Below are 15,503 nucleotides of genomic sequence, written 5' to 3' on the forward strand. Positions count from 1 at the left end.
GCGTGACGGATGGCGGGTGGGCTGTGAATCGCAGGGTGGGCAGATCGACGCTGACGATGGCGGTGGCCGCGGCCGCTGTCCTGACACCGATCGCGGCGGCCGCTCCGGCGACCGCCGACGCGGGCGGGTTCACGAAGACGACGCTCCATTTCCAGGTCTTCGTCGGACCGAACCGCGACGTGCCGTGCGACGTGATCGGGGACGTGTACAAACCGGATGCGGCGTCGGTGTCGAATCGCGTTCCCGCCGTCCTCACCACCAACGGCTTCGGCGGTTCCAAGAACGATCAGGCGGGTATCGCCTCGTTCCTCGCCTCGCGGGGCTACGCGGTGCTCGCCTATTCCGGGCTGGGGTTCGGCGGTTCGGGCTGCAAGATCCACATGGACAATCCCGAGTACGACGGAGTTGCGGCGAGTGAACTGGTGAGCTTCCTCGGCGGCCGCGACGGGATGGCGTTCGTCGATCCCGAGCACACCGTTCCCGTTGCGGGTCTCGACTACGTGGTGCAGGACGCGACGGCCCACCACGGCACGGCCGAGGCGAACGATCCGCGGGTGGGGATGATCGGTGGGTCGTACGGCGGGGCGGTGCAGTTCGCCGCGGCGTCGGTGGACCCACGGATCGACACGATCATCCCGATGATCACCTGGAACGACCTCAGCTACTCGCTCGCGCCCAACAGCATCGACCAGACGTCCGGGGTCAGCACGTCGGTTCCCGGTGCGTCGAAGGTGGTGTGGTCGCTCACGTTCGGGGCCGTCGGCGTCACCAACCCGCGCGCGGAGGGCTATGCGCAGGACCCGGTGCGGGCCCTGGGGTGCCCCAACTTCGCCGACCCCGCCTGCCCGGCACTGGCACAGTCGGCGGTGCAGGGTTTCCCGGACCCGGCGTCCGTCGACTTCCTGCGGCAGTCCTCCGTGGTGTCGTACGCCGATCGCGTGAAGATCCCGGTGCTGCTGCTGCAGGGTCAGCAGGACACGCTGTTCGACCTCAACGAGTCGAAGGCCACCTTCGAGACGCTGCAGGCGCAGGGCAACGACGTGAAGATGATCTGGCACAGCTGGGGGCATTCCAACCTGACCCCCGCCGAAGGCGAGATCAACATGAAGGACCCGAACCCGGACACCCAGTACGAGACGGGCCGGATCATCGACTGGTTCGACCACTACCTGCGGGACAGCGGGGCCGACACCGGACCGGTATTCAGTTACTTCCGCAACTGGGTCGACTACACCGGCAACGCCGCACCCGCGTACGCCGAATCCTCGGACGTCTCGGTGGGTCAGGACTTTTCGCTGTACCTCTCCGGCGACGGCGCACTGACCGACCGCCGCGACCGCATCGTGGCCGGCGCCCAGACGCTGAACACGCTGCCCGGCGGATTTCCCACCGACCGCGAGGCGCCGGACACGAGGCCGAACGCCCCGGTCCCGCAGAGTGTCGAGCCCGGAACCGAGGCTGAGTGGTCGTCGGGGATCCTCGATGCCCCGCTGGACGTGGTCGGCGCGCCGGTGCTCGACGTCCGGGTCACCGCCGCACCCGCGGTCACCGGTGTCGAGGACTCGGTGGTGGTCTTCGCCAAGCTGTACGACGTGGCTCCCGACGGCACCGAGACGCTGATCAACGGGCAGGTCGCGCCGGTGCGGATGGTGGCACCCGGCGAGCCCGTGCAGGTCGTGATGCCGGCGATCGTGCATCGCTTCGGTGAGGGGCACCGTGTTCGCCTCGTGGTGGCCGGCGGCGATCCGAGCTTCCGCGGCGGGCTGGTGCCGCATCAGGTCACCATCGCCGCGGGCGACCCGGGGCAGGCGCTGGTGCTGCCGGTGTCGGGCTGAAAACGAGCCCCGAGCAGCACGTGATTGACATCACACCGCCTCGGGATCACACTGGGACCCGCAGTTGAATCCGATGTCAATATCAATATGACGTCGGCCGGTGGAGAGGAACCGCAGGTGACCGAGCTCGGAGGAGTGTGCGACCAGCGCTTCGCGGCGTTGCAGGACGCACTGAAGGACAATCTCGACTCCGGTGAGGAGCTCGGCGCGTCGATCGTCGTGACCCTTGACGGACAGCCGGTGGTCGACATGTGGGGCGGATGGTCCGATCCCGATCACACCGCCGAATGGGGGCGCGACACCCTCACCAACGTGTGGTCGTGCACCAAGACGGTGACCGCTCTCGCCGCGCTGATGCTCGTCGACCGCGGTCTGCTGGACGTGTACGCGCCCGTCGCGAAGTACTGGCCCGAGTTCGCCGCCGCCGGCAAGGAGCGCGTCGAGGTCCGGCATCTCCTCTCGCACACCTCGGGGGTGTCGGGGTGGGATCAGCCGATCACGGTCGAGGACACATTCGACCTCGCGGAGTCGACGAAACGACTTGCCGCCCAGGCTCCGTGGTGGGAGCCGGGCACGGCGTCCGGGTACCACGCGCTGAACTACGGTCACCTGATCGGCGAGGTGGTCCGACGGGTCGACGGACGCACCCTGGGCCGCTTCGTGGCCGAGGAGATCGCCGGACCGCTGGGCGCCGACTTCCACATCGGATTGGACCCGTCGGAGTTCGGCCGGGTGTCGAACGTGGTCCCGCCGCCGCCGTTGCCGATCGACCTGGCGTCCCTCGACCCCGCCAGCGTCATCGTCAAGACGTTCACCGGGCCCGGACCGGACGCCTCCGCGTCCTGGTCCGACGCGTGGCGCAGAGCCGAGAACGGCGCGGCCGGCGGTCAGGGCAACGCCCGGTCGCTCGCCCGGATCCAGTCCGTGGTGGCCTGCGGCGGTGAACTCGACGGGGTCCGCCTGCTGTCGCCGGACACCATCTCCCTCATCTTCGAGGAGCAGTCGAACGGCGTGGATCTGGCGCTGGGGCAGCCGATCCGGTTCGGCGTCGGCTACGGATTGCCGACACCCGTGTCGGTGCCGTTCGTCCCCGAAGGGCGGATCTGCTTCTGGGGTGGCTGGGGCGGTTCGCAGGTCGTCGTCGACACCGAACGCCGGATGACCATGACGTATGTGATGAACAAGATGGGTCCGGGACTGCTCGGGTCCGACCGCACCGCCCAGTACGCGACGGCGACGTTCGACGCACTGGGCTGACGCGGGGGAGGATCAGGACGCCAGACCCTTGTCCTGCAGCCACTCCCGGGCGATGTCGCCCATGTCCTCGAGGTCGGCCACCCGCTCGTTCATCGCGATGAGATCCTCGGTCGTCAACGCCGCCGACACGTCCGCCAGCACGGCGCGGACGTCGTCGCCGGCCTTGTTCTCGTTGATGATCGGGGTGATGTTCTCCGCCAGGAACAGGTGCTTGGTGTCCTCGAGGGCCACGAGGTTCTCCGAACGCATCGCCGGGTCGGTGCTGAACACGTCCGCGACCTCGATCTGACCGCTGAGCAGGGCGTTGAGCGTGAGGGGTCCGCCGGCGTCCAGTGCCAGGAACTCCTTGAACGTCAGCCCGTACCTGTCCTTCAGGCCGGCGACGCCGTTCTCGCGGGTCTTCCACTCGGGCGGGCCGCCGAGGGTCAGTTCGCCGGCGTGGGGCACGAGGTCCTCGATCGTCTGGAGCGAGTACTCGTCCGCGGTCTCCTGCCGCACCGCGAGAACGTCCTTGTCCTCGGCGGGCGAGGGTTCCAGCGCAATGAGCCCGGCGGGGAGTTTCGCCTTGATCTCCTCGGTCACCTCGTCCGACGCCGTCGCGGTGGTCGCGCTGTCCAGATACTGGAGCAACGCGCCCGAGTATTCGGGCAGCAGGTCGATGGAACCGTCCCGGATGGCCGGGACATACACTTCCCGGCTCCCGATGTTCAGCTTCTCCGTCACGTCGATGCCGTTCGCCCGCAACGCCTCCGCGTAGATGGTGGCGATCAGCTGGCTTTCGGGGAAGTCCGCGGAACCGACGACGATGGCGCCCTCGCTGCTCCCGCCGCCGTCGGCCGCGAGCGGATCCTTGCCGATCCCGCAGGCCGTCAACGACATCAGGGTGGCGCCTGCCAGCGCGACGATCAATGCCTTCTTCATGGTGATGTCCTTCAGATCAGCGAGGGCTCGGGTACGGACGTGGGACGGGCCGCGACCGCGGTGTCTTCGGAGGCGGAGCGCGTGCCGCTGCGCACCCGCCGGGTGAGTCCGGGCGAGACGACCCGCACCGTGAGGAACCCGATCGCGAGATCGAAGGCGAGCGCGAGGAGCGACACGAGGACCGCCCCCGCCGCCATCTGCGCGTAGTCGCTCTGCGCCTTGCCGTCGATGAGGAGTCGGCCGAGGCCGCCGAGCGAGATGTACGCGGCGACGGTCGCCGTCGAGACGATCTGCAGCACCGCGCTCCGGACACCCGACAGCATCAACGGCAGCGCGCAGGGCAACTCCACCTCGGTGAGGATGCGCATCGACCGGAACCCCATTCCCCGGGCCGCGTCCACGGCGGCCGGGTCGACGGAGCGGATGCCCGCGTACGTGTTGGTGAGGATCGGCGGAATGGCCAGCAGCACCAGCACGATCAGGCTCGGAATCAGGTAGGCCAGCTTGCTCGAGAACGACGGCGCGATGACGAGCACCAGCAGGATCAGCAAACCGATGGTCGGGAGGGCGCGCAGCGAGTTGGCCAGACCGGCGACGACGACGGACCCGCGCCCGGTGTGCCCGATGTACAGGCCGAGAGGAACGGCGATCAGCGCGGCGGCGAACAGGGCGAGGAACGTGTACATCAGGTGCTGGAGGAGCAGGGCCGGAATACCTTCGGGCCCTGTCCAGTGAGCACCGTCCAGCAGGAAGTCGATCATGAGGTGACCACCTTCGGGGTCCACGGGGTGAGTAACCGGTTCGCGAGCACAATGAGGAGGTCGAGAACCAGGGCCAGCAGCAGACTGAGCGCGATGCCGGCGATGATGGGTGTGTAGAAACGCAACTGGAAGCCCTGGGTGAACAGCGAACCGATCTGCGGGATCCCGAGCAGAGCGGCGAGCGAGACCAGGCTGACGTTCGACACCACGGCCACCCGCAGGCCCGCGCAGATGACGGGAACACCCACCGGGAGCTGAACTTTGAGCAGCGTCTGATACGGCCGGTAGCCCATCGCCGTCGCGGCGAGCACGGTTTCCCGGGGCACCGAGTCGAGGGCGTCGGCGACGACCCGAACCAGCATGGCGACGGTGTAGATCGTCAGGGCGACGATGATGTTCATCGGATCGAGGATCTTCGTCCCGAGGATCGGTGGCAGCAGGACGAACAGGGCGAGCGACGGGATCGTGTAGAGCAGGCCGGCGGTCCCCACGACGTACGGGTTGATCCGGCGATTGCGGTGCGCGAGCCAGCCGATGGGCAACGCGACGATCACGCCGACGACGATCGGCACGAGGGAGAGCAGGATGTGCCAGCCGACGAGTTCGACGATGCGGTCGGACTGGCGGCCGAGCCATTCGACGTTCATCGGGCCACCGCCCCCGCGAGATCCGCCGACTCGATCGCCGCCACCGCCGCGTGCGCCGTCACGGTGCCCACGAGCACTCCGTCGCCGTCGACGACCACACCCCGCTTGCTGGGTGCGGACAGGGCGGCGTCGAGCAGCGCCCGCATCGTGCCGTGCGCATCGGCGACCGTGCCGCTGAGATTCACGTCGTCCGGGCGAATGCTGCCGACGACCTTCGACGGCTGAACCCACCCGATCGGCTTGTTCGCCGGGTCGACGACGAGAAGCCAGTCGTCGGACGTCCGCGCGAGCGCTTCGCCCGCCGAATCACCGAGACGGGCAACGGGTTCGGTGGCCGTCTCCACGCGTCCGTCGAGATTCGCGAAACCCAGCGATCGGTAGCCCCGGTCACGTCCGACGAAATCGGCGACGAAGTCGTCGGCGGGCTCGGTCAGCAACTCCAGCGGAGTGGCCGCCTGCGCCAGGACTCCGCCGGTCCGCAACACGACCACCTGGTCACCGAGTTTGAGCGCTTCGTCGATGTCGTGGGTGACGATGATGATCGTCTTGCCGATCTCCTTCTGCAGTCGGAGGAATTCGTCCTGCAGCTGGCTCCGGACCACCGGGTCGACGGCACTGAACGGCTCGTCCATCAGCATGAACGCCGGATCCGCGGCCAGTGCGCGCGCCACCCCGACGCGCTGCTGCTGCCCGCCCGAGAGCTGCCACGGATACCGGTCCGCGAAATGCGCGGCGAGACCTACCGTCTCGAGCAGTTCCATGGCCCGCGTCCGGGCCTCCTTCTTCGTCTTCCCCAGCAGCTTCGGCATCGTCGCGACGTTGTCCACGATGGTGCGATGCGGGAACAGTCCGGCGTGCTGGATGACGTACCCGATCCGCCGGCGCAGCAACGCCGGGTCCATGTCCGCGGTGGACTCGCCGTCGAGGGAGATGGTTCCGGACGTCGGCTCGATCAACCTGTTGATCATGCGCAGCGACGTCGTCTTGCCGCAGCCCGACGGACCGACGAGGGCCGTGATCTTGCCGCTGGGGCACTCGAGGTCCAGTTCGTTCACCGCTGTCGTGCCGTCCGGGTACGCCTTGGTGACTTTGTCGAATGTGATCATCCGCGTGCTACTTTCGTGTAGTCCGGGAGGTGAGGCACCCGGAAGTTCGGTGTCGGTGGGACTGCTTTACCGAGCTGTGTCTTTCTCCGGATTCGGCAACTGTTCCAGGAACTTCACCGCAGCTTTCAGGTCGTCGCTCAGGGGGCGGTCGGTGGTCCGGGGGTCCAGGCAGGTGCGAGCACGGTGCAGGTAGGCGCCGAGTTCGGTGTCCGTGTCGAGATCGCGGTGCTGCTGGCCGAGCGCCCGCACCGCCGAGATCAGTTCGCACGCAAGGACGATGCGGGACTGCGCGAGGATGTCGGTGAGCTGGGTGGCGGCCTGCGACGCGAAACTCGCGTGGTCCTCGGTGCCGCGGGAGATGACCGTGTGCCCGAGGGAACCCGGCGCGGCGGCCATCCGGATCTCCGCGATGGCCGCGGACGTCGTGTACTCCAGCAGCATGGTGCCGCTGCTGCCTGCCGGACCGTCGGCCAGGAACGGCCGCAGCCCGGTGACCGCCGGATCCGACAGGTTGGCCAACCTGCACTGCGACAGCAACGCCGCGCTCGACAGCGCGAGTTTCGCCTCGTCCACGGCGAGGGCGATCGGCATCCCGTGGAAGTTGCCGTTGTGGAACACGGCGTCGTCCTCGACGGAGATGAGCGGGTTCTCGGAGGACGAGTTCATCTCGATCGCGAGGGTCCCCCGCAGTCGTTGCAGCGCCTGCCAGGTGGCGCCGAGGATCTGGGGGAGGGCGCGGAACCCGTAGGAGTCCTGCACCCGGGCGGCCCGGACGTCGTGATCGGCGAGGAGTTCCCGGACCCGGCCCGCCACCTCCTCCTGGCCGAGGTGCCTGCGGGCCGCCTGCACCCGCGCGGCGAACGGCTCGACGGAACTGCGCGTCGCCAGCAGCGACAGCACGCCGACGATCAGCGAATGCTCCAGCCAGTTCGCCACGCTGTCGGTGGCCGTGGCGGCGAGCGCGACGGTCATCGCATTCGTCGAGATCAGGGGGAGCGCGTCACCCTGGTGCGCCGTCCACCGGGGCACGATCCGGCCGTCCCGCAGCGGTGTCTCGCCCATCAGCCCGAGTGCGATCTCGGAGAACGCGCTGAGGTCGCCGGTGCCGATGGCCCCGCGTGCGTGCACGGCGGGCAGTTCGTCCGCGGCGACGGCTTCGATCAGCGCCGTCACGATGTCGGGGTGCAGCCCGGATCCGCCGTTGAGGATCTGGTTGACGCGAATGATCATCGCGGCGCGGACGACGTGGCCGGGCAGCGACGGGCCCGAGCCGGTGGCGTGGCTGCGGAGCAGGCGGAGATCCTGTTCGACACCGTCGGAGACGGACGTGTCCCGGTTTCCGCCGACACCCGTGTTGCGTCCGTAAATCGGCTGACGCGAGGCGATGCGCACCGCGGTCTCCCAGGAGCGGCGTGCGTGGTCGAGCGCGGCGGGGTCGGGCGCGACGACGACCGGCTCCCGGGCCAGAGTCGTCAGCTGGTCGACGGTGAGCTGGGAGCCGTCGAGCAGCACCGGAACGGGCGGGTGCGGTTCCTCGGTCGGGCGGGGATCTTTCGGGGTCATCGGAACTCCGTGATCGATGCGGTGTGCGGGTACTCACGAGGCGGGTGCGGACGGCGTCGTGCGGCGTCTGCGTTCAGTGTGGTCTGCCTCACTCGTTCGAGATGTATAGTCCTGTATATACCGCACCCTGTCAACCGTCGATTTCCGCCGATCGACAGGTTCGCAACCCCGCCCCGGGGGGCTGGCATTCCGGCTAGGTCGACCTCTCACTTCGATCAGTCCCTCTGTGATCGTCCGGAACGTAGGGTCTCGGGAGAGGTGCATATATGGCCATGCATCGATTCCGCTCTGACTGATCGACCGAAGGAATGAGTCCAATGCCGCAGCAGGTACGAGGCGTCATCGCCCGATCCAAGGGTGCCCCCGTCGAGATCGCGACCGTGAATATTCCGGATCCGGGTCCGGGTGAGGTGGTGGTCGACATCGCGGCGTGCGGTGTGTGCCACACGGACCTGACCTACCGCGATGGCGGGATCAACGACGAGTTCCCGTTCCTGCTCGGACACGAGGCGTCCGGGATCGTGGAGAGTGTCGGCGAGGGTGTGACGTCGGTGGCGGTCGGCGACTTCGTGGTGCTGAACTGGCGGGCCGTGTGTGGTCAGTGCCGGGCGTGTAAGCGCGGTCGCCCGCAGTACTGTTTCGACACTCACAACGCGGCGCAGAAGATGACGCTCGAGGACGGCACCGAACTCACCCCGGCGCTGGGGATCGGCGCGTTCGCCGACAAGACCCTCGTCCACGCGGGGCAGTGCACGAAGGTGGACCCGTCCGCGGACCCCGCGGTCGTCGGGCTGCTCGGGTGCGGTGTGATGGCCGGCCTCGGTGCCGCCGTCAACACCGGCAACGTGGGCCGCGGCGACTCGGTGGCCGTCATCGGCTGCGGCGGAGTCGGTGACGCCGCGATCATGGGTGCCCGCCTGGCCGGGGCGAACAAGATCATCGCGATCGACCGGGACGAGAAGAAGCTCGAATGGGCCAAGGACCTGGGTGCGACGCACACCATCAACGGCGGCAACGTCGACGCGGTCGAGGCCGTGCAGGAGCTGACCGGCGGTTTCGGTGCGGACGTGGTGATCGACGCCGTCGGTCGCCCGGAGACGTGGAAGCAGGCGTTCTACGCCCGCGACCTGGCCGGCACCGTGGTGCTGGTCGGGGTCCCGACCCCCGACATGACGTTGGAGATGCCGTTGATCGACTTCTTCTCCCGCGGTGGGTCGTTGAAGTCGTCGTGGTACGGCGACTGCCTGCCCGAACGTGATTTCCCGATGCTGGTGGACCTGTTCCAGCAGGGCCGGTTGCCGCTGGAGAAGTTCGTGACCGAGCGCATCAAGATCGACGAGGTCGAGGAGGCGTTCCACCGGATGCATGCCGGTGAGGTGCTGCGTTCGGTGGTCGTGCTGTGAGCGGGCAGTTGCGGATCGAGCGGGTCGTCACCGAGGGCACCTTCGCCCTCGACGGCGGAGAGTGGAACGTCGACAACAACATCTGGCTGGTCGGGGACGACACCGACGTGGTGATCGTGGATGCCGCGCATGCGGCGCAGCCGATCATCGACGCCGTCGGCGGCCGGCACGTGAACGCGGTGATCTGCACGCACGGGCACAACGATCACGTCACCGTCGCCCCGGAACTGGCCGAGCGGTTGCACGCCCCCGTGCTGCTGCATCCGGGTGATGACGTGTTGTGGAAGATGAGCCACCCGGACGCCAAGTACTGGAACCTCGAGGACGGGCAGCGGATCGCCATCGCCGGCACCGAGATCCAGGTGATCCACGCACCCGGGCATTCGCCGGGGTCGGTGTGCCTGTACCTGCCGGAGGCGGGGGCGTTGTTCTCCGGCGACACCCTGTTCTCCGGCGGCCCGGGTGCGACGGGTCGGTCGTTCTCGGATTTCCCGACGATCATCGGGTCGATCCGGGACCGGTTGTTCGCGCTGCCCGAGGAGACCGTGGTCCACACCGGGCACGGGGACGGGACCACGATCGGTACCGAGGCCCCGCATCTCGCCGAGTGGATTGCCCGAGGAAACTGATTCCATGACCGACATCACCGACAGGTACACGTTCGACGAGGACGACGTCGTCGTCACGCACGAGAAGTCCTATGCGGCAGGTGTTCCTGCGGTGTTGGTCTCGCTCAAGCGCGGTTTCGAGCAGATGGGTCCGGTGCGCACGGCCCGCACGTTGATGAAGTTGAATCAGCGGCAGGGATTCGACTGCCCCGGGTGTGCGTGGCCGGAGACTCCGGGGCACCGCAAGCATGCGGAGTTCTGCGAGAACGGGGCGAAGGCGGTCGCGGAGGAGGCCACCACGCGGACGGTGACCCCGGAGTTCTTCGCCGAGCATTCGGTGGCGGAGTTGCTGGGTCGCACCGAGTTCTGGCTGGGTCAGCAGGGCCGGCTGACACATCCGATGGTCCTGCTGCCCGGGGCCACGCATTACGAGCCGATCGGGTGGGACGCGGCGTTCGACCTGATCGCCGGCGAGCTGCGCGGTCTGGCGTCGCCGGACGAGGCGGTGTTCTACACCTCCGGGCGCACCAGTAACGAGGCGGCGTTCGTGTATCAGTTGATGATCCGGGCGTTCGGGACGAACAACCTGCCGGATTGTTCGAACATGTGCCACGAATCCTCGGGTAGTGCGTTGGTGGAGACGATCGGGATCGGGAAGGGGTCGGTGTCGATCCCCGACATCGAGAACGCCGACCTGATCGTGATCGCCGGCCAGAACCCGGGGACGAATCATCCCCGGATGCTCTCGACGTTGGAGAAGGCGAAAGCCAACGGGGCGAAGGTGATCGCGATCAACCCGCTGCCGGAGGCCGGACTGCTGCGGTTCAAGGACCCGCAGAAGGTGCACGGTGTGGTCGGCGACGGCGTGCAGATCGCGGACGAGTTCCTGCAGATCCGGATCGGCGGTGACCAGGCCCTGTTCCAGGGTTTGGGCCGGTTGCTGCTCGAGGCCGAAGACGCGGCACCGGGCACCGTGCTGGACCGGGAGTTCATCGACCGGCACACCGCCGGGTTCGAGGCGTGCGCGGCGCACCTGCGGCAGGTCGACCTGGACACGGTGGTGGCGGCCACCGGCCTGACCCTCGAGCAGATCCAGCAGACGGCGGACGCGTTGATCGGATCGAAGAAGACCATCATCTGCTGGGCGATGGGATTGACGCAGCAGACCCATGGGGTGGCGACCATCCAGGACGCAGTGAACCTGCTGCTGCTGCAGGGGATGATCGGCAAACCGGGTGCCGGGGTGTGCCCGGTGCGCGGGCACTCCAACGTCCAAGGCGACCGGACGATGGGCATCTGGGAGAAGATGCCCGAATCGTTCCTGACGGCGTTGGACACGGAGTTCGGGATCCGGTCCCCGCGTAAGCACGGATTCGACGCGGTCGATTCGATCCGGGCGATGCGCGACGGGAGGGCGTCGGTGTTCGTGGGGATGGGCGGCAACTTCGTGTCCGCGACCCCGGACACCGAGACCACCGAGGCGGCGCTGCGCCGGTGCGCGCTGACGGTGCAGGTGTCGACGAAACTGAACCGGTCGCACCTGGTGACCGGGCAGAGCGCGCTGATCCTGCCGTCGCTGGGCCGCACCGACAAGGATCTCCAGAACGGTCGCAAGCAGCAGGTGACGGTCGAGGATTCGATGTCGATGGTGCACCTGTCCCGCGGCAGCCTCACCCCCGCGAGCGATCAGTTGCGCAGTGAGGTCGCGATCGTCTGCGGGATCGCGCAGGCGTTGTTCGGGCCGGAGCATTCGGTGCCGTGGGCGGAGTTCACCGCCGACTACGACCGGATCCGCGATTCCATTGCCCGGGTGATTCCGGGGTTCGAGGACTTCAACCGGAAGGTGCGCGGGCCGGACGGGTTCGCGTTGCCGCACCCGCCGCGGGACGAGCGCCGGTTCGTGACGCACACGGGGAAGGCCAATTTCACGGTCAGCGAGTTGTCCTGGGTGCCGGTGCCGGACGGGAAGCTGATCCTGCAGACCATGCGGTCGCACGACCAGTACAACACCACCATCTACGGTCTCGACGACCGCTACCGCGGCGTCAAGGGCGGACGGCGGGTGCTGTTCATCAGCACGCAGGACCTGGAATCGTTCGGGTACGCGGCGGGGGATCGGGTGGACCTGGTCTCGGAGTGGTCGGCCCCGGACGGCAGCGTGGAGGAGCGGCGGGCGGAGGATTTCCGGTTGGTGCCGTACCCGACCCCGGTCGGGAATGTGGCCGCCTATTATCCGGAGACGAATCCGCTGATCCCGCTCGATCACGTCGCGAAAAAGTCGAACACGCCGGTGTCGAAGGCGGTCACGATCCGCCTCGAGAAGCGGGGCTGACCCGTGGGGCGGGTGACGACCCGGACCCCGGTCACCCGGATCACCGACACCCGGCACTCGACCCGGCCGGACACCGTTGTGGTGGAGGAACCCCTCGAGATCCGGGTGAACGGCACACCGTTGGCGGTGACGATGCGGACCCCGGGTTCGGATGTCGAGTTGGCGCAGGGGTTTCTGTTGACCGAGGGCATCATCGCCGGGCGCGGTGATGTCGCGTCGATCCGGTACTGCAACAGTGTCGACGAGCACGGCCGCAACACGTACAACGTCCTCGACGTGGATCTGGCGCCGGGGGTGTTCCTGCCCGACATGGGAATCGAACGCAATTTCTACACCACCTCGTCGTGTGGGGTGTGTGGTAAGGCGTCGCTCGATGCGATCCGGCAGCGCACCCGGCATTCCCCGGCGACGGACACGGTGCGGGTGGAGGCGGCGACGATCGCGGAGTTGCCGGATCAGTTGCGTGCGGCGCAGAAGGTGTTCGACACGACCGGGGGTCTGCATGCGGCGGGGTTGTTCACCCGGACCGGGGAGCTGCTCGCGGTCAGGGAGGACGTCGGTCGGCACAACGCGGTCGACAAGCTGATCGGGTGGGCCACCGAGCAGGACCGGGTGCCGCTGCGCGGGACGGTGCTGCTGGTGTCGGGTCGGGCGTCGTTCGAGTTGGCGCAGAAGGCGGTGATGGCCGGCATTCCGATCCTCGCGGCGGTGTCCGCGCCGTCGTCGCTGGCGATCGACCTCGCCCACGACACCGGCCTGACCCTGATCGGGTTCCTCCGCGGCGCCACCATGAACCTCTACACCCACCCGGACCGCATCACCTGACGTGAGCGGCAAAGCGTGCGCCCGCACACCGTGCCACTCACGTGGGGTCAGTGCCTGCCGGTGGTGTCGGCGCGGACGCCGGCCTCGAGGGCGATCGCGCCGGCCTCGCCTCGGGACGCCACCCCGAGTTTCTTCAGCACCCCGGCGACGTGGAATTTGACCGTGCTCTCGCTGATGCCGAGGCTGTCGGCGATCGCCTTGTTCCTCTTACCCGTGGCCAGGTGACCCAGCACCTCGAGTTCGCGGGGGTTGAGGTCGCCGAGTTGCTGTTCGTCCGGTCGGGCGGCGGGGACGTCGAGGGGGATCGCGACCGCCACCCGGGACCCCCACCCGTCGACCGACTCGACGTCGATCCGGCCACCGAGCGTGTGCACCCGGCCGGAGAGTTGCCGCACCAGTGCGCCGGTGTCGAGTCCGCCCTCGCCGTCGTCGCGGACCTCGACCAGGAGGTTCGAGCCGTCGCAGTCCCAGGCGATGCGAATGCGCTCGAGGGTGGACTGGGTCGCGAACGCCAGGACGGCGCTGCGCACGACGGCCCGCGCGGCGCTCGCCACCTCACCGGGCAGCGCGCGACCGTCCACCGGCGGATCGACGTAATCGACCCGCACGGGACGGTGCTGGAGCAGCGGTCGCAGTTCGCCCTGCAACCGGGCGAACGCCGTGGTGACGGCTTCCTCCGCGAGGATGCGATCGGATTCGCCCGCCGACCGCAGGGTGATCAGCGCCGACGACGCCGTCTCGCTCGCCGTGATCCGCGACCGACGGTCGTCGAGGTCCTTGGACCGCAGCGTCGACAGGATGGATTCGAGGGTCGCGGCGTGCAGGTCCGTCAACTCCACGATGGTCCTGGCCCGCTCGCTCGACGCGGCCCGCGACTCCGCCAGATACGCCGGGCTCGCCTGCGCGACCTGATGCCGGATCGACACGGCGACGACACCGAAGGCGCCCGCCACCAGCGGGACCTCCCGGATGTGCTGCCGCGGCTTCGGCAGCACGAGGAGGAGGGTTCCGGTCGCGTCGAGCAGCGCCCACACCTTCCGCTTCGAGCCGGCGACCACGGTCTGGTCGTCGAACGGTGTGCCTTCCGTCATCCGGGTGCGCAACGCGTCCAGTTCGGCGATGGTGACGCGTTCGACCACCGCGGGGTCGCCGCTGACCTTGCGGGGACGCCCCGTGCATTCCCGGGTGAAGATCACCAGCGCGGTGTGCGGCCAGATGTCGGCGAGGAACTTGGAGAAGCGGACGGCGATGTCGGGCAGGGGACCGTCGATGACGTCCCGCATGGAACCGAGAACATCCGCCGGTGACACCGAAGTCGTGCTGGGAAGAACCACGTGTCGAGCCTATCCGCGCAGGCGGCGAACACCGATCCTGGGCTGTCCGGTCATCGTGCCTGCTCCGCCCGCGCGGCGTCGACGACGTCGGATCGGACGAGCCCCAGCGATTTCAGCGCCCGCGCCGCCGTGCCGTGGGTGACGGTGGCCACGGCCGCGACGACGTCGGCGCCGACGATCGGTCTGCGTTCCGATTTCGCGAGAGCCACCGCGTTGCGGAACGCGCCCTGGGCCGGTTCGGTCAGCCGCAGCGGACCGGTGCGGGGGCGGCTGAGCGCGCTGGTTGCGGCGCCCGCGTCGGTCATCCCTGCCGCCGCGAGGGCCTCGCCGTGCACGTGAACGACCGCCTCGCGCAGCGCGTCCCGGTTCGATCCGAGACGATCGAACACCCGGCCCGTCGTTCCGTCCGGCAGCGCGAACGACGCGAGGAGCAGGTGCTCGAGGCCGGGCTCGCGGTCACCGAGGCGGTCGGCCTCGGCCTCCGTTTCGGAGAACAGTGTCTTCATCGTGCGCATGTCGCGCCAGGCCCGGGTGAATGTCATCGTGGTCCCCTCGTCTTCTTGTCGGTGGATCGTCCCGGCCCGAGGCGTTTGTGCGCCGCCTGACCCGAGACGCCGAGCGCCTGACCGATGTCTGCCCAGGTCCAGCCGGCGGACAGTGCGTCGGCGACGGCGTCACGCTCGAGCTGATCGGCCTGCCGACGCAGCGCGACGACGGCGGCGAACGCGGTGGCCGGGTGCGGATCGTCACTCACAGGTATCAACTTAAGTTGATAATGCGAACCTCGTCAACCTTTGTTGATGAGGTTCGCGGCCCCTAGTGTGTCGGTCCGGAAATTATCGCTGTAATTACCTATGGTGTTGTAGTGGCGGATTTCGGGCGTGATGGCGAGTTTGTGTTGACCGGTGACG

Annotated in this window: 14 protein-coding genes; 6 read left to right on the top strand and 8 right to left on the bottom strand. The window is 68.3% G+C overall.

Annotated elements, in window-relative coordinates:
* Window positions 1-56 precede the first annotated feature (56 nt).
* On the top strand, window positions 57-1,835 hold the full coding sequence (locus ACFU5V_RS10860) for a CocE/NonD family hydrolase (RefSeq protein WP_378699101.1): 1,779 nt from the start codon (window positions 57-59) through the stop codon (window positions 1,833-1,835).
* 117 nt (window positions 1,836-1,952) lie between these two features.
* A complete protein-coding gene (locus tag ACFU5V_RS10865) occupies window positions 1,953-3,092 on the top strand; it encodes a serine hydrolase domain-containing protein (RefSeq protein ID WP_378699041.1) in 1,140 nt (379 codons plus the stop codon).
* Between the two features lie 12 nt (window positions 3,093-3,104).
* Here the strand turns inward: ACFU5V_RS10865 and ACFU5V_RS10870 are convergent, their stop codons facing one another.
* From ACFU5V_RS10870 to ACFU5V_RS10890, 5 genes are all read right to left on the bottom strand, one after another.
* On the bottom strand, window positions 3,105-4,013 hold the full coding sequence (locus ACFU5V_RS10870; protein WP_378699043.1) for an ABC transporter substrate-binding protein: 909 nt from the start codon (window positions 4,011-4,013) through the stop codon (window positions 3,105-3,107).
* 11 nt (window positions 4,014-4,024) lie between these two features.
* Window positions 4,025-4,774 (bottom strand): ABC transporter permease, encoded by a 750-nt coding sequence (locus ACFU5V_RS10875; RefSeq protein WP_378699045.1) that lies wholly within the window; start codon window positions 4,772-4,774, stop codon window positions 4,025-4,027.
* Window positions 4,771-5,421, bottom strand: coding sequence for an ABC transporter permease (locus ACFU5V_RS10880; RefSeq protein WP_378440555.1), 651 nt, complete (start codon window positions 5,419-5,421; stop codon window positions 4,771-4,773). Before ACFU5V_RS10880 ends, ACFU5V_RS10875 begins: the two co-directional genes overlap by 4 nt.
* Window positions 5,418-6,527, bottom strand: coding sequence for an ABC transporter ATP-binding protein (locus ACFU5V_RS10885; protein WP_378699047.1), 1,110 nt, complete (start codon window positions 6,525-6,527; stop codon window positions 5,418-5,420). Before ACFU5V_RS10885 ends, ACFU5V_RS10880 begins: the two co-directional genes overlap by 4 nt.
* A 66-nt stretch (window positions 6,528-6,593) precedes the next feature.
* Window positions 6,594-8,090, bottom strand: a complete 1,497-nt coding sequence (locus tag ACFU5V_RS10890; protein ID WP_378699049.1) for an aromatic amino acid ammonia-lyase — start codon at window positions 8,088-8,090, stop codon at window positions 6,594-6,596.
* 317 nt (window positions 8,091-8,407) lie between these two features.
* On the opposite strand from ACFU5V_RS10890, the gene ACFU5V_RS10895 reads away from it, so the two are divergent.
* Genes ACFU5V_RS10895 through fdhD form a run of 4 tightly spaced genes read left to right on the top strand, consistent with a single transcriptional unit; the run spans window position 8,408 to window position 13,258 of the window.
* On the top strand, window positions 8,408-9,493 hold the full coding sequence (locus tag ACFU5V_RS10895; RefSeq protein WP_378434907.1) for an S-(hydroxymethyl)mycothiol dehydrogenase: 1,086 nt from the start codon (window positions 8,408-8,410) through the stop codon (window positions 9,491-9,493).
* Complete coding sequence (locus tag ACFU5V_RS10900; RefSeq protein ID WP_378699051.1) at window positions 9,490-10,122, top strand: MBL fold metallo-hydrolase; 633 nt, start codon at window positions 9,490-9,492, stop codon at window positions 10,120-10,122. Before ACFU5V_RS10895 ends, ACFU5V_RS10900 begins: the two co-directional genes overlap by 4 nt.
* A gap of 4 nt (window positions 10,123-10,126) precedes the next feature.
* Window positions 10,127-12,433 (top strand): FdhF/YdeP family oxidoreductase, encoded by a 2,307-nt coding sequence (locus tag ACFU5V_RS10905; RefSeq protein ID WP_378699053.1) that lies wholly within the window; start codon window positions 10,127-10,129, stop codon window positions 12,431-12,433.
* A 3-nt stretch (window positions 12,434-12,436) separates the two neighbouring features.
* Window positions 12,437-13,258 (top strand): formate dehydrogenase accessory sulfurtransferase FdhD, encoded by an 822-nt coding sequence (fdhD, locus tag ACFU5V_RS10910; protein WP_378434914.1) that lies wholly within the window; start codon window positions 12,437-12,439, stop codon window positions 13,256-13,258.
* Between the two features lie 47 nt (window positions 13,259-13,305).
* On the opposite strand, the gene ACFU5V_RS10915 is transcribed toward fdhD, so the two are convergent.
* From ACFU5V_RS10915 to ACFU5V_RS10925, 3 genes are all read right to left on the bottom strand, one after another.
* Window positions 13,306-14,541, bottom strand: a complete 1,236-nt coding sequence (locus tag ACFU5V_RS10915; RefSeq protein ID WP_378699103.1) for a LuxR C-terminal-related transcriptional regulator — start codon at window positions 14,539-14,541, stop codon at window positions 13,306-13,308.
* 101 nt (window positions 14,542-14,642) lie between these two features.
* Window positions 14,643-15,134: a Clp protease N-terminal domain-containing protein gene (locus ACFU5V_RS10920; RefSeq protein WP_378699055.1), complete on the bottom strand. Its 492-nt coding sequence runs from the start codon at window positions 15,132-15,134 to the stop codon at window positions 14,643-14,645.
* The gene (locus tag ACFU5V_RS10925) at window positions 15,131-15,346 is read right to left on the bottom strand and encodes a hypothetical protein (protein ID WP_378699057.1); all 216 of its coding nucleotides are present in this window, start codon (window positions 15,344-15,346) and stop codon (window positions 15,131-15,133) included. The genes ACFU5V_RS10920 and ACFU5V_RS10925 overlap by 4 nt, the downstream gene beginning before the upstream one ends.
* Between the last annotated feature and the right edge of the window lie 157 nt (window positions 15,347-15,503).

Origin of the sequence: Rhodococcus sp. NPDC057529, assembly GCF_042802055.1 — a bacterium.
GTDB lineage: Bacteria > Actinomycetota > Actinomycetes > Mycobacteriales > Mycobacteriaceae > Rhodococcus_F.

What these genes read in the sequence shown, in the direction of transcription:
- ACFU5V_RS10920 (WP_378699055.1), bottom strand. Translation starts at nt 15,134, where the DNA reads ATGACATTCACCCGGGCCTGGCGCGACATGCGCACGATGAAGACACTG.
- ACFU5V_RS10890 (WP_378699049.1), bottom strand. Translation starts at nt 8,090, where the DNA reads ATGACCCCGAAAGATCCCCGCCCGACCGAGGAACCGCACCCGCCCGTT.
- ACFU5V_RS10885 (WP_378699047.1), bottom strand. Translation starts at nt 6,527, where the DNA reads ATGATCACATTCGACAAAGTCACCAAGGCGTACCCGGACGGCACGACA.
- ACFU5V_RS10895 (WP_378434907.1), top strand. Translation starts at nt 8,408, where the DNA reads ATGCCGCAGCAGGTACGAGGCGTCATCGCCCGATCCAAGGGTGCCCCC.
- ACFU5V_RS10915 (WP_378699103.1), bottom strand. Translation starts at nt 14,541, where the DNA reads ATGCGGGACGTCATCGACGGTCCCCTGCCCGACATCGCCGTCCGCTTC.
- ACFU5V_RS10875 (WP_378699045.1), bottom strand. Translation starts at nt 4,774, where the DNA reads ATGATCGACTTCCTGCTGGACGGTGCTCACTGGACAGGGCCCGAAGGT.
- ACFU5V_RS10905 (WP_378699053.1), top strand. Translation starts at nt 10,127, where the DNA reads ATGACCGACATCACCGACAGGTACACGTTCGACGAGGACGACGTCGTC.
- ACFU5V_RS10860 (WP_378699101.1), top strand. Translation starts at nt 57, where the DNA reads ATGGCGGTGGCCGCGGCCGCTGTCCTGACACCGATCGCGGCGGCCGCT.
- ACFU5V_RS10880 (WP_378440555.1), bottom strand. Translation starts at nt 5,421, where the DNA reads ATGAACGTCGAATGGCTCGGCCGCCAGTCCGACCGCATCGTCGAACTC.
- ACFU5V_RS10870 (WP_378699043.1), bottom strand. Translation starts at nt 4,013, where the DNA reads ATGAAGAAGGCATTGATCGTCGCGCTGGCAGGCGCCACCCTGATGTCG.